Annotated in this window: 13 protein-coding genes; 4 read left to right on the top strand and 9 right to left on the bottom strand. The window is 46.8% G+C overall.

Annotation, left to right across the window (positions count from 1 at the left end; genetic code table 11):
• Nucleotides 1–3: 3 nt before the first annotated feature.
• Nucleotides 4–438 (bottom strand): type II secretion system major pseudopilin GspG, encoded by a 435-nt coding sequence (gene gspG, locus R2Q26_RS05040; RefSeq protein ID WP_317535271.1) that lies wholly within the window; start codon nucleotides 436–438, stop codon nucleotides 4–6.
• Nucleotides 439–997: 559 nt separating this feature from the next.
• On the opposite strand from gspG, the gene R2Q26_RS05035 reads away from it, so the two are divergent.
• From R2Q26_RS05035 to R2Q26_RS05020, 4 genes are all read left to right on the top strand, one after another.
• The gene (locus tag R2Q26_RS05035) at nucleotides 998–1,225 is read left to right on the top strand and encodes a hypothetical protein (RefSeq protein ID WP_317535270.1); all 228 of its coding nucleotides are present in this window, start codon (nucleotides 998–1,000) and stop codon (nucleotides 1,223–1,225) included.
• 396 nt (nucleotides 1,226–1,621) lie between these two features.
• Nucleotides 1,622–2,137, top strand: coding sequence for a hypothetical protein (locus R2Q26_RS05030; RefSeq protein WP_317535269.1), 516 nt, complete (start codon nucleotides 1,622–1,624; stop codon nucleotides 2,135–2,137).
• A gap of 65 nt (nucleotides 2,138–2,202) precedes the next feature.
• A complete protein-coding gene (locus R2Q26_RS05025) occupies nucleotides 2,203–3,246 on the top strand; it encodes a DUF4105 domain-containing protein (RefSeq protein ID WP_317535268.1) in 1,044 nt (347 codons plus the stop codon).
• 555 nt (nucleotides 3,247–3,801) lie between these two features.
• Nucleotides 3,802–5,025, top strand: coding sequence for a hypothetical protein (locus R2Q26_RS05020; protein WP_317535267.1), 1,224 nt, complete (start codon nucleotides 3,802–3,804; stop codon nucleotides 5,023–5,025).
• Nucleotides 5,026–5,321: 296 nt separating this feature from the next.
• Here R2Q26_RS05020 and R2Q26_RS05015 read toward each other — a convergent pair whose 3' ends face one another.
• From R2Q26_RS05015 to R2Q26_RS04980, 8 genes are all read right to left on the bottom strand, one after another.
• On the bottom strand, nucleotides 5,322–6,083 hold the full coding sequence (locus R2Q26_RS05015) for a hypothetical protein (protein WP_317535266.1): 762 nt from the start codon (nucleotides 6,081–6,083) through the stop codon (nucleotides 5,322–5,324).
• A 180-nt stretch (nucleotides 6,084–6,263) separates the two neighbouring features.
• A complete protein-coding gene (locus tag R2Q26_RS05010) occupies nucleotides 6,264–6,662 on the bottom strand; it encodes a SemiSWEET family sugar transporter (RefSeq protein WP_317535265.1) in 399 nt (132 codons plus the stop codon).
• A 28-nt stretch (nucleotides 6,663–6,690) separates the two neighbouring features.
• Nucleotides 6,691–8,169, bottom strand: a complete 1,479-nt coding sequence (locus tag R2Q26_RS05005) for an alpha-amylase family glycosyl hydrolase (protein WP_317535264.1) — start codon at nucleotides 8,167–8,169, stop codon at nucleotides 6,691–6,693.
• Nucleotides 8,166–10,937: an MGH1-like glycoside hydrolase domain-containing protein gene (locus R2Q26_RS05000; protein WP_317535263.1), complete on the bottom strand. Its 2,772-nt coding sequence runs from the start codon at nucleotides 10,935–10,937 to the stop codon at nucleotides 8,166–8,168. The genes R2Q26_RS05005 and R2Q26_RS05000 overlap by 4 nt, the downstream gene beginning before the upstream one ends.
• A 74-nt stretch (nucleotides 10,938–11,011) precedes the next feature.
• Entirely contained in the window at nucleotides 11,012–12,076 is a 1,065-nt protein-coding gene (locus tag R2Q26_RS04995) for a sulfotransferase (protein WP_317535262.1), read from the bottom strand.
• 324 nt (nucleotides 12,077–12,400) lie between these two features.
• On the bottom strand, nucleotides 12,401–13,378 hold the full coding sequence (locus R2Q26_RS04990) for a transporter (RefSeq protein ID WP_317535261.1): 978 nt from the start codon (nucleotides 13,376–13,378) through the stop codon (nucleotides 12,401–12,403).
• 130 nt (nucleotides 13,379–13,508) lie between these two features.
• Nucleotides 13,509–14,285, bottom strand: coding sequence for a hypothetical protein (locus tag R2Q26_RS04985; protein ID WP_317535260.1), 777 nt, complete (start codon nucleotides 14,283–14,285; stop codon nucleotides 13,509–13,511).
• Complete coding sequence (locus R2Q26_RS04980) at nucleotides 14,282–15,157, bottom strand: DUF2092 domain-containing protein (protein ID WP_317535259.1); 876 nt, start codon at nucleotides 15,155–15,157, stop codon at nucleotides 14,282–14,284. The genes R2Q26_RS04985 and R2Q26_RS04980 overlap by 4 nt, the downstream gene beginning before the upstream one ends.
• Nucleotides 15,158–15,181 lie beyond the last annotated feature (24 nt).

The raw sequence follows: 15,181 nt of genomic DNA, 5'->3' as shown, positions 1-15,181 counted from the left end.
TTTCTACCAGTTGGCAATATCGACAGCATCACCCGTACCACCCGGCTGACCATCTTTTCCTAATGAAAACAGATCAAACTCTGCACGCTCACCCGGATACTTATATTGATATGGTTTTCCCCAAGGATCAGGTGGAGGTGTTTTACCAAGATAAGGACCTTGCCATTTTGGATCATTACCAGGTCGTGTCACGAGCGCGTTTAATCCTTGCTCAGTAGTAGGATAGCTTCCCACATCCAAGCGATATTGATGCAAGGCTTTTTCAAGCGAATCAATCTGAGCTTGCGCCATTTTGACTTCTGACTTGCCCACCTGCGAGAAATATTTTGGACCGACATAGGCAGCGAGCAAACCTATAATGACCATCACCACTAGTAACTCTAATAGTGTAAACCCACGAATATAATTTTTGTGCTTATTCTTATAGCAATACTCCATTTTTAAACCTCTCAACTAAAATTACAATTTTGTTTTGACTTTCAGTAAGGTAATCAGTGCAATTAAGGATAATGATATGCTATTTAGCACCAATACTGCACGAAAGATAAAGTGTATCCTAGAATTATTTCAATCAGGCTTTTCATTAAAAATGATTAGAATAATAAAATGAGTATGGGGGTTGATTGACAAATTAAAATCTATTACGCCCATAAATATTTCTTAGTTTGATATTTTTTAGAATGTATGGAAGCTAAGAGTAACTTTATTATGTCAATTTTGGGGTATTACTCCATGTTTATCTGTCATACAGAAAATGTATAGAGACATAGAAGATTCTGTGTTACCCCACAACTGGTTTTGGTTTGCACCAGTGACTTGACTCGAATGACGCGCTTGAAATCAGCGTTCAAATACCTCTAGATTGAACTCGGAGTATAGCTGGGCATTGGAACACTCCTATCTCTTCCTTGTGCTCCACTAGGCGGCTTACACTGGTTTGCACTCAGCTCAGAAGGATCTTTTTTCACGCTCCTTGAGAGCGAAAAAAAGAAACTCGATGAGCAGCTCTTGTTGCTCAGCCAGACAGAGCTTTTTTGCATTGCCTCTTCCCTGCGCCATTCGATTTAACCTAAAAACTGCAGCTGGACGAGGTGGAGTGTGTAATGATCCAGGTGCGAGGCAAGGCGCGATGAGGCCGCAGGGCTGTTCCCTGCAACGAAGAGCAACGCCACATTCGCGCCAGGAGCGACATATGATACACCTCATAGCGGCTTTACCATTCTGACAAATGAGAAAATTTCTAAAATATCTCTATATGTCATGGGTATAACTCACCAATCAAGCGATCAACTGCAGTTTTTAGGTTTAAATGCAGGAAACTAAATATTTTTCTGACTTGATCCATCAGGTTAACGATAAATGAGTGCCGCACCTTTGCTCATCATTAATTTAGATTGCTCTCCAGGTGGAATGTGCACAGCTACTTTGGTGCTTTGATGCAATTTTAGGTAGCAATCGTCCCTTTCATTAGAAAAAAATCAAAATCCCTTGGAGATAACACCACGCTGAACTCAAGTTAAGGATATATGTCTATTCTTTACAGCTAATTAAAGTCTTCAATAAACACATTCTACACAAAGTTCGATCTTACAAACTTCAATTTCTAAGGAAGGGAAAAAATATGAATAAGAAATATTTAACGAACCTATTGTGTTTTACTTTATTGATTCTCGCTGCAATGCTTATGCTCCCTTCATATGCTGCCGAAAGTAAGTACGCTGGTGAAAGTAATGTAGTCAGTCGCAATATGGAAATCCTGCGCGATAAAATCGCTGCAGATAAGAAGTTGGTAGTTGCCAATAATATGAGCCTGACCGAAGAAGAAGCCAAGGCATTCTGGCCTGTCTATGATGCCTACCAGAAAGATCTACACGAGATCAATCAGCGATTGACAAAGATGATAGATGACTATGCACTGGCTTTCAATAAAGGTGCGATCTCAAATGAAAAAGCGAAACAATTGATTGATGAAGCCATTGCCATCGAAATGGCTGAAGCTAATTTAAAGCGGACATATGTGCCCAAACTTAGCGCAGTTCTTCCTGGAGCAAAGGTTGCACGCTACCTTCAGATCGAGAACAAAATTCGAGCTATCGTACGGTACGAACTGGCAGAACTCATCCCATTAGCAGAATGAGATATAGGTGCTCAGAATAATTAGTTCAGGCAATCTTTTTGAACTAATTCTAAGAGGCAAGAATAATGAAGAGCAATCGGACCTCAGCCACCAGTATTGTGAGCCGGGTGTTGCTCGGTTTGCTGACAATAATGACTGGCAGTTGGGGTATATTTGCTCTCATTTTTTCGGAGCCGCATAATGATATAGTGCGTAGCATTCTGGCCACAGCATTTGGGGTTGCTTCACTCGCAACTTTAATTGCTTTGGGCTTCCGTCGCTGGCACTGGCAAGCTCTTGCAGGCTACTTCGCATTATTCTCTTTGCTATTAATATGGTGGAGCAACATCAAGCCATCCAATGAGCGAGACTGGCAAATAGACGTAGCCATGCTGCCATACGCTACGATCGAAGGTGATCTGATTACAGTACACAATATTCGCAACTTCGATTACCGCAGCGAAACTGATTACACCCCCAGTTACTATGACAAACGCTTCGACTTAAGTAAACTGGAGGCAGTGGATATGGTGGCCTCCTACTGGATGGGGCCTGCCATAGCACATATATTCCTAAGCTTCTCCTTTGCTGATGACAATTATCTTGCTATTTCCATCGAAACACGCAAGGAGAAAGGTGAAGATTATTCCTCTATTAGAGGCTTCTTCCGACAATATGAACTTATCTACGTGGTTGCCGACGAACGTGACATTATACGGTTACGCACCAACTATCGTGAAAATCCACCGGAAGATACTTATATTTATCGGATATCTGGATCCATCGAAAATGGTCGCCGCTTATTCCTTGAATATATACACAGAATCAATAAATTAAATGCAAAACCTGAGTTTTACAACACGCTCACGACCAACTGCACGACCAGTATCTGGCTAAACACTCGTGTCAATCAGACGCATCCACCCTTCAATTGGAGGATTCTAGCAAGCGGCTATCTGCCAGAGTTATTATATGAGCGCGGTAAACTAAAAACTGACGGACTGACTTTTCCTGAGTTACAACAGCTATCTCATATCAATGCTCGAGCACAGGCAGCTGATGATACCGTGGATTTTTCGCGTCTTATTCGGGCAAAGGATATAAATCTCACTCCAACCACAATACCTTAAGTCTCAGATTAAATAGGTGCTGACTGCGTGTTAGCTTGCAGTCAATAACACAGCTTGACAGAACTTCATATTTTGAGCCGATCTTTCTCTTTGAGTATTCTTTTGCCTAAAAAACAAAAATGCATCCAAGCTTTAATGTTGTACTTAGCTTGCATCAAAAAAGCATTTTTTAATTTTTATCAATAAAGATGACCTTTACGTGTTAGCACGTATATTTTTAGTTTACGTATTTCAATAAGCTACACAAATATGTGAGCTAATTAAAAAAGGAATTAATTTTCTCATCGTTTCACCCTGGAAAAGCAAACGGTATATTTTTCAGCTATTTACTGTTGTTACCTGCTTCATTCGATTCAAAGAACTAAGAGTAAGTGGCTTGCCATTACGCAGCATAAGCGAAGCCAAAGGATGTCAAGTGTCGAGTTTTGTTCAACCACAACAAACCATAAAACTATGATGACAATTCCTTGCTATTTAAGTATAAGAATTAGGTGGTTAGCTCTCTTACTCTTAATCATCTTTTTTCTATCGGGTTGTGCCAGCATCAGTAAAGGTGTGACCCAAGCTCTTCTGGAAAAAGCTGAAAGTGAAGACACCCGCATCTGCAAGGTAGAGGGTAAACCTTTTACAGGAATTAAACCAGGCCTCGTCAAAGAACAGGGAGAGACCAAAATCATGATGGTGCATGGTGTTGGTGATCATATTCCAGGTTATTCCACTCAATTCTTGGAAAATCTAGCCAGAGAATTAAAGCTAAACAGTCGTTCGGGGCATTCAAAAAATATCACTTTGGTTACCCCATTGTTTCCTGACCAAAGTGTGGGTAATTTGCGCATAACACACCTGCTGAATGAAGATACCGGGGAGAAACTTACGTTTTACGAACTCACCTGGTCGGAAATTTCCCGTCCAGAAAAAGCGCTACTGTCTTTTGATAATTCAGGAGATTATGATTTTCGAAGAGCTAGAATCAACAGCATGCTAAAGAAATTTAGCAATGACACCACGCCTGATCCAATTATTTATTTAGGAAAAAGCAGGCAGCTTATTCTGGCGGCATTCGCGCAATCATTCTGTTGGATGGCAACACAATATTGGCAAGATCTTCCCAGGGAAGGAAAGCATGTATGCCAAGGTTTGGGCGATGCGCATGCCGACAAATTAAAGTATGATGATTATGTTGTTATTTCACATAGCCTGGGTAGTCGTATCACGATTGATGGCTTCCAGCGTATTGCCGATATGCTGGTAAACCAGGAGAAGTATTTTATTTCACAACCAGACGAAAAGCTCAGAACAACGCTTAAAACCGTAGCAACTTCCAAAGCAATAGAAGTACTCCGTGATAAACACATCCCAGTTTTCATGCTATCTAATCAGCTTCCAGTCCTGCAATTGGGCAGGGAGCTTCCTGAGGTGATTGGACAGAAAGCAGCGTATTGTAAACCTGAAGGCGTTCATTATACGGAGCGCATGCTCAGTGAAACCTCCATTATTGCCTTCAGCGATCCCAATGATCTATTAAGTTATGAAATACCTAAGGAGTTCAGCGAAAAATATCTTGATTCACGATTATGTCCAGACATCACCAATGTCACGATTAACGTGTCCAAAATTATTGAAGCATTTAATATCAAGGGCTTTGCTAATCCGCTGGATGCCCATGTGGGATATACCAATGATGTTCGGGTTGTCGCGCTGATTGCCAATGGGATCGGCAATCCTAATACATCACCACTTATTAAAGAAAGGTGTGAATTTACCAAAATAGGCGATTGAGTGATTTCTATACTAAGACTATCTCATTGTTAATTGCTAAAACGCTCATGCTAATGCGCCTGCTATGATGTTTTGCAGTTCTTCCCGAAATTACATAAATAACCGATTAAAGAGATGATTGAAAAAGAGAGTAGCAAGGATTGAAATAACCATGATTTTTTAGATCATGAGGTGTTTCAGAATGCTGCCAAGCTTGACTTACGAATACTTCGAGAATAATGATGTTATGTTCCAACAAAGATAAAGCAGTAAGCGTTCCATCTCAATATTTCCATATAAAGTACCGTTTACACATCTCATTCGTCTTTCTCCTGGATTAACCTGTCAAGAAATCGATTCAATCGAGTATATTTCGACGATGTTTTTCTAGTCAGCAAGTCTGTTAACATACCACCGAACGCAACTCGAGCAGCATCCTTGATAAACATGGGTTCCAGGCTCGCCGTTTCGCCTAACACGACGGATTCAGCCGCGGAGGACCACACAGGTTCGCCGCTCATGGTGTCCCATAGTTGCAAGGAAAGTCTCATGACGGCAGAACGGGTCTGCAAGATCAGGAATGGAGTGACCGGCGCTTCGAAACGGTCCGTCATAGTTTGTGAAATGTATGCCAACCTGGGCTGAAACACGTACCGTGCCCCTAAACTTTTCCCAATTTTTTGAAGTAATTTTCGATCCAGTATATGACTCTGATCAATGCCCTGGCGTAAGCGAGTATATTCTTCTGTCAGGCCGTAACGGTTAATTAGGGCAATCGTTTGCTGTTCGTCCATTATCTTCCAAGCTGGAGCGATTTTTTTAATGGACTCAGCAAGGTAAAGACCCAATCCGGCTTCATCCCCTCGAAGGAGGGGTGTCGGTGCTAAGGGTGTGAGCAGTGCTACCGCTTCCTGTTCCAAGCTTACTAGATCCGAGGGAGAAGAAAACAGTGTCGATGTAGTGCGAACCTCCCACCTAGGCTGGATACTTACACACCCTGTCATGAAAAAAATGAGAAAGACAAACCCTGCTACCTTGATCTTTGTCTGGAAACTAAAGATGTTAAAGATGTGAGTCATATCATCAATGCCTCCACCGCGGATGAATGCCGATCGTTGCAAATCCTTAATGAACTTTATTGGTCCATTATCTTTCGATAGATCTGGCCTGCAAATAGATTAATTTTGCATTTACCCGGTTTGCCCAACAATCAGTTCAGATTGTGGTACCGCCTCACTCACTCAAATTTAACCTATGCATTAGGTCGATTTACTTTGATCCACGCTTTCTTTGCGGGCAAAATAAAAATAGGCGCCCACCACGAAGAAATTGGTCATTACCGCGATGATATTCCAAAGGATCACGGGTCTTGAAAGGATCAACAACCCATAGTAGACCCATAAGATTTGAAAAGTGCCCATAATAGCAGCCATCCTCGGATTCATACCTTTGCTAGACCTTCGCCTAAGCATTCCGATCAAATCCGGCAGGGCGGCAAAGGTCGTTCCTAATCCCGCCATAAAACCGACGACTTCAGATCTATAAAAGCCAGGGAATAACAGACTATCCACATCGTGGATAGCTAATTCCCCGCAGCCCGTAAGAATAATCATGCTGAAAAAGAAACAAAACAACTGCACACTCTTGGGAGAAACCATGTTTACCTCCGTATTGGGTGATTATCGATCAGCTTTGCTTGCAATGAAGAGCGTGATAACCCCACGGTTCCAAGTCTACGTACAAACCCGATGTTTGAAGTTCATCACCCACCCGATCAAACACCATTTTTTGGAGCGGATCAGTCAGTTGCCAGAAATGACCGGAGAGATCTGTCCACGGTAGTCTAACCTGCGCCTGAGAACGGCTTGCTGAAAGATTGACGACGATCAAGTGGCGATCGACTCCTTTTTGCCAGCACCAGGCGACCACATTCAGATAGCTGTCATTGTCCGGCCAGCCAATCCGCTCGCACAGTCTCCACTCCCCCTCCCGAAAGTCTTTGCTGCGAAGGATTTCAAGAAGAGTGTAGTAGAATTGCTGAAGATTCTGGTCTGGCATTTCATCACAACGGCGACGCAGGAACACGGGGAGTCTCACTCGGCGTCCCTCGAATTGTCCTTCATGAAACAGTCTGGCGCCAGGCAGCGTCGCAAAGGTTACCGCAGCGGCCCGCAAATGCTGATCAGTAAACGTTGCAGCAGCGCGCGGTTCGTCGTGGTTCTCAATGAAGCGAACGAGCTTCTCCTGGTAGGGCAGATCGGCACAGAGATGCAGCCGCACGCTCTCGGCAGAATCATGCTCAAGGCGATCGTAAAGACGCTTGTCGTAGCAATAGTCGAAGCCTTGTTGCTGCAGCGCCCATTCCATATCCCAGTAAGCCTCGGCAATGAACCGGAACTGCGGATTGCCCTTCTTGACCGCCGGGATTACTTGCAGCCAGTAGTCTACTTCTGGAGTTGGACCCGCGCGATCATCCCATGTTCGCTGGAAAACGGAATTCATCAGCAGCATGGCCATGTCGCAGCGCACACCATCGCATTGAGCCGCGATATCACGCAAAGTTGCAATTGCGGCATCACGCAGACTGACATTGAACGCATTCAGCTGGATCACATCTTCCCAGGCTGGAAAGTAAGGGTCACGTCCGCAAGCATATACACTGCCGTTGATAGATACAAATGAGTGGGAATCACGTCTCAGATCTTCCTGAGTTCCCTGAATGAAGTACTCGGGATGCTCAAGCACCCATGGGTGATCAGGAGCGACATGGTTCGGAACAAAGTCGAGAATCAAACGTATTCCTCGCTCAGCAAGCTTGCTTCTGGCAATCACCAGCCCTTCCGGACCTCCCAGGTATCGATCCACCACATAGCGCCGCACGCAATAGGGTGAGCCAACATTGTCCTCCGGCGAAAAATCCGGGAGGGCACGACGAAAATCCGCAAGCAGCCCCTCATTCCGCATCGAAATGGCGATGCCGGCAGGACTTCTTTCCCACACACCCATCAGCCAGACCGCATCAAAGTCATGAGCAGCAAGAGTATCCCATTCTTCATCAGGAATCGTAGCAAGGGTCAGAGATCTCCGATATGTTCGGCCCAACTCACCTAGCCACACCCAGGTGTTAATCTCATAGATCAGCGGGTACTTTGGCCAATCATTCATACATTGCCTTTCTTGAACGCGGCCTGTCTGCCCACTTCTAGGAGCCGTTTAGCGTCAAGAAATCCAAACACTTGGATGGTTTTGGCCACCACGCCGGTCCAACCGGTCTGATGGCTTGCACCCAATCCCGCACCATTGTCGCCATGAAAATACTCGTAGAACAGGATGTAATCACGCCAGTTGGGATCAGTCTGGAATTTTTCGGTATCCCCATACACCGGGCGCCTGTCTTGTTCATTCCTGAGGAAAATGCGGGCGAGCCGATCGGCGATCTCCTTGCTTACCTCGAACAGATTCATCATTTTGCCCGATCCCGTAGGACATTCGATTTTGAAGTTATCGCCGTAATAAAGATAAAAACTCAGCAGAGCGCGGATGATAAGTACATTCACCGGCATCCAGACCGGACCACGCCAGTTGGAGTTGCCGCCGAACATGCCGGTGTTCGATTCAGCCGGCAGATAATCCACCCGGTACTCCTGACCTTGCACATGAAACACATATGGATGCTGCTCGTGGAACTTGGAGAGCGAGCGAATGCCATAGGGACTCAAAAACTCATTCTCGTCAAGCATCTTCGTGAGAATCCGGCGCAGCCGCTCCGGCTTAAGCAGCGCGAGCACACCACGTTCAGCCACGCCACGATGCGTCGATCCCACAGGATGAATGGTCTCGAGAAGCTCGGGCATCCGCTGCATACGTTCTTGCAGAAAAATCATCGATCGCGGAATGAGCTCCCGCTGCCACTCCTCGATTACAGTTGTAGCGCATAGCGGCATGAGCCCTACTATCGAGCGCACTTTGAGTCGTGTAGCCGTTCCGTCGGGGAGCCGCAGCAGATCGTAGTAGAAGCCGTCCTCCTCATCCCACATACCCTCCTGACCAGGCCGGTTCATCGCTGCAGCGATATATAAAAAATGCTCTATGAACTTGGGTACCATGTCTTCATAGGAAGGATCATAGGTTGCGAGCTCGATCGCGAGCTCCAGCATATTCTGGCTGAACAGAGCCATCCACGCCGTGCCATCCGCCTGCTCCAGGTTGCCGCCCGTGGGCAGTGGTGCGCTGCGGTCGAAGATGCCGATGTTGTCCAAGCCGAGGAAGCCGCCTTCAAAGACATTCTTGCCGAAACGGTCCTTGCGGTTCACCCACCAGGTAAAATTCAGCAGCAGCTTGTTAAATGCCGATTTGAGAAAAGCGACGTCTGTCTCACCGCGCAGGGCCTGCTCGGTGCGGTGCAAGAAGAGTGTTGCCCAGGCATGGACTGGGGGATTCACATCACTGAAGTTCCACTCATATGCGGGGATCTGGCCGCTGGGATGCTGGTAAACTCCGCGGAGCATTAGTTTCATTTGCTCTTTGGCGAAACCAGGATCTACGATCGAAAGTGGCAGCGTATGGAAAGCCAGATCCCAGGCTGCATACCAGGGATATTCCCACTTGTCCGGCATAGAGATAATGTCCTCATTCAGCATATGGAACCACTCCGAGTTACGGGCGTTTCGATATCCGGAATGAAGGGGGTTAGAGTTATGCTCGTCCAGCCAATTGTCACCGTCGAAGAAGAAAAACTGCTTGCTCCACAACATGCCGGCGATGGCCTGGCGCATCACATTTGCAACATCTTCACTCACTGATGGTGGCGTCACAGACTGGTACAATTCATCGGCTTCACAAAGTCTGTCAGCGAAGACAGTATCAAAATCCTTGCCAAAAAGCTTGCCGCTTTGATCCAGGGAAATATCCGGAGAAATTTTAGACAGCCGCAGACGGATCACTGCGGTCTGACCGGCACCGACATTGAAGTGGTAGTGGGCTGCGACCTTGGTACCCTGCTTATTTGGGTTAACTGCCTCTTGTCGGCCTTGCACCACAAGGTCGTTGATACCGTCCTTGACGTACGGGCTCTCGTTCTTTTGCCCAGGAAAAAGGCGCGCATGGTTTGTTTCGTTCTCAGTAAAAAGCAGTGGTACCTCGCCTTCGCAGGAAAGGACAAATTCACCCAGCAGCGGATGCCTTGCTTTCACCGCGTTTGTGCCCAAAGCTGCCTCGATCTGCTTGATGTCTGGTTTCTCAGGAGATCTATTGGATGGCGCAATCCACGATGACCAATCGTTGCGGAACCACAGCGTCGGCAGGAGGTGCAGTTCGGCCGCGTCCGGTCCCCGGTTGACTGTCGTAATCTTCACCAGGATATCTTCCGGGCCGGCCTTGGCATACTCCACGAAGACATCGAAGTAGCGGTCGTCATTGAAAACACCAGTGTCGATCAATTCATACTCAAACTCGTTCCGTGAACGGTGGCGATTCGTTTCCACCAAATCAGCGTAGGGATAAGCTGCCTGAGGATACTTGTAAAGATACTTCATGTACGAGTGCGTCGGCGTGCTGTCGAGATAGAAGTAATACTCTTTCACGTCCTCACCGTGGTTGCCTTCACTGTTGGTAAGGCCGAACAGACGCTCCTTCAGAATGGGGTCCTTCCCGTTCCAGAGAGCCAATGCGAAGCAGAGTCGCTGTTTGTCATCAGAAATTCCAGCGATGCCATCCTCACCCCAGCGGTAGGCGCGTGAGCGGGCATGATCATGAGTAAAGAAATTCCAGGCGTCTCCCCCCTCGCTGTAGTCTTCGCGCACAGTACCCCATTGTCGCTCCGAGAGATAAGGGCCCCACTTCTTCCATGGCAATCCCTCAATCCCTTCCGTTTGGCTATGCTGGTTATATTCTTCCAACCGCTTCTTTTCTATATTATTTTTCTGAATCGACATTTGATCCCCCGTTTTATCAAAACATGCAGATAACTTAGCCAAGTTACTCAAGCAATGGATATCGACTGTTGCTGTTACCCCGACTTCGGAATTAAACTTTTGCTATGCTGGTAGCCTGCCTTTGTCGGATCAAATGTCGGACTATTCCAATGCGGCAGTAAGTGATAGGTAGCATGATCTCTTTTTCTGGCAAGCCAGGAACTCAAATCGCGATCGATTAAACTGGATAGGAGCTGGACGTCGGCTTGCAGCGTCTCGCGCACAATGGCAGTCATCCTGGGTGACAGCGGTGCCGGTGATTCAGTGATCGTGTTCCAACCAGCCAACCGACTGACAGGATTCCGGCGCCTTGAACCATCCTGGTTGTAATTGGATAGGCAGCGCTGCAGAGTATCGATTACTTTTCCATGACGCATCACTGGCAGGTAAAGCAACTGCTGAAGCCAACGGTACCGATACATACGGCTCTGGTATTTCCGCTCAAAGCGCGTCTGTCCGTCGTAATCGACGTGAAGGAACTCCAGAGCACGCCGATAGACGTCGAGCGGATCAGTCACGAGATCGTCGAAAACGATCACATGTGTCCGCTCACGTCCCGCGATGGCATAGAGTTGCTGCACTTGCGCGCCAAACTTTGCAATCTCACTGTATGCCAGCAACCGGGCATCGAGACATAGCTTTGGAACATTCTCCCCTCGCGCCCTCGTCAACTGGAGCGCCCACGCTTTCTCAAAATCCGATTCTTCCTCTTGCAGCAGATATCGCAATCGCTGGTGATACGATGGTAGCATTGCAAGTGGATCGCGAACTAAGACGATGAACCGTGCACTAGGATTGAAGTATTGAATCCGTTTGATAGTCTCGGGCTGGTAGAGGTAAGTCACGGTGCCCTCACCTACGGCGCGACAATCAGCAGTGTAATGGGGGAAATAGCTATCTAGGTAATTCCGCCGCAATTCATTCTCGGATAAATCATTATCAAGTCGACTAAAGAAATATGTTTCTTTCGGCTGCGAGAAGCATATCTGCGGGTTTCGTGCGAGGTAGCGGCAGAATGATGTAGTGCCGCAGCGCGGTGCACCTACCACGAAGAAATCGGGAAAGCGAGAAAGCTGATTCGTCTGCTGATTAGATTGCATAATTTGCGCCTTTTTTTATTGAAATCTGATGTTTATATAGATAGATTATTAAAATATGCTAATTGAAAGAATACGTATAAACACGTAGGAATAATCTTTATGAAAAAGTCATCAAAATTTTTTAAATTCAAATTACATAATTTGATTTATCAATGAAAAGCTCATCAGCCATACATTCAGACTCAATGCAGCATTGCCAACGCAGAATTTGATGTGTTCTCGGTGCGTAGTTGTGAGGCACCTAATCCTTGCAATGAGTTTATAGTGCAATACTCGGGGAAATCCTGGATATATCATTACTCCCTGATGTCTCAATTTATATCGCTACCAGCTACCAAAGCGATATTGCCAGTTAATTCCAACCGCGTTGAAATCGCTACCAGTACGAACTGAGACACCGGTATTGAAGAAAAGCTTGACCGAGTTATGTCGGTTCACAGGTAGCGAAAGCGTCACACCCGCCCGTGAGTTTTCTAGCTTGCTGCCACTTTTCACACCGTCCACAATGGTCTGCCCACCGGTGAAAAAGGAGCCATCCACCGCAAACCAGATACCATTTCCAAAACTGTAGATAAGGTGTCCCTGCAGAGAATAAACAGGATCCTGCTCGCGAACTCTGCTACCGATAAAATCATCGTTTTTTGTGTAAAACTGGATGCTTCCGGCAAGCTCCAGTATCAGAGACCCCAGAGCCTTGGAAATCCCAATCTCTGGCCTGATCGACCAGCGGTTGTTGCCGATGTTGAGGAGCTTGTCTCCGTTATACTGACCGCTAGGCGCGGTCACCTCCAAACTGGCGCCGATAATTGTATCCTGTCGATAATTTACAAAATCTTTCATAGAAAGTGCAGGTGCGCCAAAGAAATTGACTGAAAAGCGAAATCTTGTGTCGGCAGGTCCAAATACTTCTCGATCTCGAAATTGACCCTTAGCTGTGGCGCTGCCCGAAGCCCAAGAAATAGGCTGTACCACATCGAATTTGGCGGACTTACCAAAGAAATCTAAAGAGCGAGCGTAAGCAAAAAATGTAGAATGAATCTCAACCTTGGTATTTTCAATTGGTAGGGCTGGATCGGTACCCACGCCGCCTTGGATAAAGTTATAACCCGTGACCAGAAAATTTAGTCCTACAGGCGCATTGGTATAAGTGCGCGGCTCGATAACCTGTCCTTGAGCACCTAAAGCAACTAGCGCAAGCATCGCTGCTGCTAAACGAACTATCCTTAAGCTTTCATACCGATAAAGCTTACTCATTCGAGTTCGTGGCCAATAAATGAGAACAGCGCGACCAGAAGGTTTCAAGGTAACTGACCGGCAGCAAGCTTTTGATTACATCAGGAGTCGGTGTATTACCCCAACCCAATAAAAGATTTGATCTTCCAATATACTTAATCTACTTAATCGAAAGTAGCCAGCTCCCTCCATCGATTGCTTAATAAGGTGCTGGTACAGGCATATATGTAACGCCACTGCCCCCATAGGCCTGAGTGTACCAGTTAGAACCACATTGATAGTAGGTCACTCCCTGAACCACAGTCGTGTAGGGAGCGCAAGGTAGACTAGCATAACCCGACGATGGAGGTGCACTGTAAACAACGGTTGAGGATGGCGTCGCTGTTGATTGACCTGCTACATACCCGCCCATCGCACCCAGCGCTGCAGCACCAATCGCTAAAGCTGCGACTTCGCCGTCATCCCAGTCGTCATCATCATGGTAGTGCCCATGATCATCATAATAGCGCCCCGCATAGCTCTCCCTGGTATCCGCTCTAGCTTGAACGCGTTCCGTACGTTCCCCCGCTCGTTCAGTCCGCTCACCCGCCCGCGCGGTTCGTTCCTGCTGGCGAATATCGGTACGTTCTGTATAACCTCCCTGGCGTCCTTCTCGGGTCTCTGCCCTGCTCGTGGCCCTTGTCTGCGCAGCCTGCGATCGACTAGCTGTTCTTGATGCAGAAGCGGCTTGAGCTCCGGCTCTTCCTGTTGCTGCTCTGGATGAGCCGTATGAGAAACTGCCGCTTGCTGCGGCCCCACTGCGGGAAAAACCAGCACCGGCCGCCCTAGCTCCACCACCGCCCGCCCTTGCACCACCAGCAGATGCTCTTCCACCTCCGCCACCGCCTATACGGGCGGCAGCCTCATGCACGGTGCCGATAAGAAAAATGAATGCAGCCGTGATAACTGGAATGATTAAGTAAGGTTTGGTTCTCATTTCTGTTCTCCTGTTTGTGCTTCGCTAGCTGGTCCTTCATGTGCAATTTTGGGCAATTGTGCGGCAAAGGCAATCTTCCGCACCCCCTTAGGTGGAGTAAATGCAAAGAGGGTATTTTTGATCTTAGGGTTCAGATCCCAATTGGAAAAGTTTGCCCGGTAATCCGGTTGACCTTCTACACTCTTGTAAGTCAACACTATCTGAAGTGGCAGTGGTTTGGCCCCTTTGGTAATCCACACTTGATAATCGACCGTTTCAGTGCGCCCTGCCAAATGATGAACGGGCTTCCCATCAACAACTGTATCTTCCACATAATCGAGTGTTTGAGTGCGGCGATCGAGTTCTTCTGGTAATCGGCTTGTTAAGAGCATGGCAAGTGGCAATCTCATGCCGAGATCTCTGAGGAAGTACATAACCGCTTCATCAATTCCGCCGATTTTGGTTATCTGGGCATAAACATCCTCTGCCGGAGTGAACACTGTGATTTCCTTGCCGTCATACAGGACAAAATGTTTCTCACCATCACTATGCTCCGCTTCTACGCGCAATCCATTAGGGCGATTTACGATAACTTTTCGGTTCTCGCCAAATTCAATCTTCTGACCGGATTCTTGTAACACTTCATAACTCGCTTTGACGTTAACACTGTACTTCTGTGCCTTTGCCAAAAATTCGGCCATGCGCTTAAGTATATCCTTGGCTGCTGCTTGCTCCTCGGTTAATGGCAAATTTGTTGATGAAATCTTCGAAGGCTCTGACTCCCCCGGCGATTCCTTCTGTGCCCAAGCCAATGGCGCAATCAGGATCAGAATCAGGATCAAGATCATCAAATACAATGCTATCCCTATTTTCATTTGTCTATCGGTCTTCATAGGCCATCTCCTTTAGCTATAGGC

It is taken from the genome of Nitrosomonas sp. Is37 (assembly GCF_033063275.1).
Taxonomy (GTDB): Bacteria; Pseudomonadota; Gammaproteobacteria; order Burkholderiales; family Nitrosomonadaceae; genus Nitrosomonas.
Note: the sequence above shows the minus strand (reverse complement) of the source record. Positions and strands in the feature narration are given on the sequence as shown.

Coding starts and splice junctions, on each gene's coding strand:
- gspG (WP_317535271.1), bottom strand. CDS start 438: ATGGAGTATTGCTATAAGAATAAGCACAAAAATTATATTCGTGGGTTT.
- R2Q26_RS05035 (WP_317535270.1), top strand. CDS start 998: ATGAGCAGCTCTTGTTGCTCAGCCAGACAGAGCTTTTTTGCATTGCCT.
- R2Q26_RS05030 (WP_317535269.1), top strand. CDS start 1,622: ATGAATAAGAAATATTTAACGAACCTATTGTGTTTTACTTTATTGATT.
- R2Q26_RS05025 (WP_317535268.1), top strand. CDS start 2,203: ATGAAGAGCAATCGGACCTCAGCCACCAGTATTGTGAGCCGGGTGTTG.
- R2Q26_RS05015 (WP_317535266.1), bottom strand. CDS start 6,083: ATGACTCACATCTTTAACATCTTTAGTTTCCAGACAAAGATCAAGGTA.
- R2Q26_RS05010 (WP_317535265.1), bottom strand. CDS start 6,662: ATGGTTTCTCCCAAGAGTGTGCAGTTGTTTTGTTTCTTTTTCAGCATG.
- R2Q26_RS05005 (WP_317535264.1), bottom strand. CDS start 8,169: ATGAATGATTGGCCAAAGTACCCGCTGATCTATGAGATTAACACCTGG.
- R2Q26_RS05000 (WP_317535263.1), bottom strand. CDS start 10,937: ATGTCGATTCAGAAAAATAATATAGAAAAGAAGCGGTTGGAAGAATAT.
- R2Q26_RS04995 (WP_317535262.1), bottom strand. CDS start 12,076: ATGCAATCTAATCAGCAGACGAATCAGCTTTCTCGCTTTCCCGATTTC.
- R2Q26_RS04985 (WP_317535260.1), bottom strand. CDS start 14,285: ATGAGAACCAAACCTTACTTAATCATTCCAGTTATCACGGCTGCATTC.
- R2Q26_RS04980 (WP_317535259.1), bottom strand. CDS start 15,157: ATGAAGACCGATAGACAAATGAAAATAGGGATAGCATTGTATTTGATG.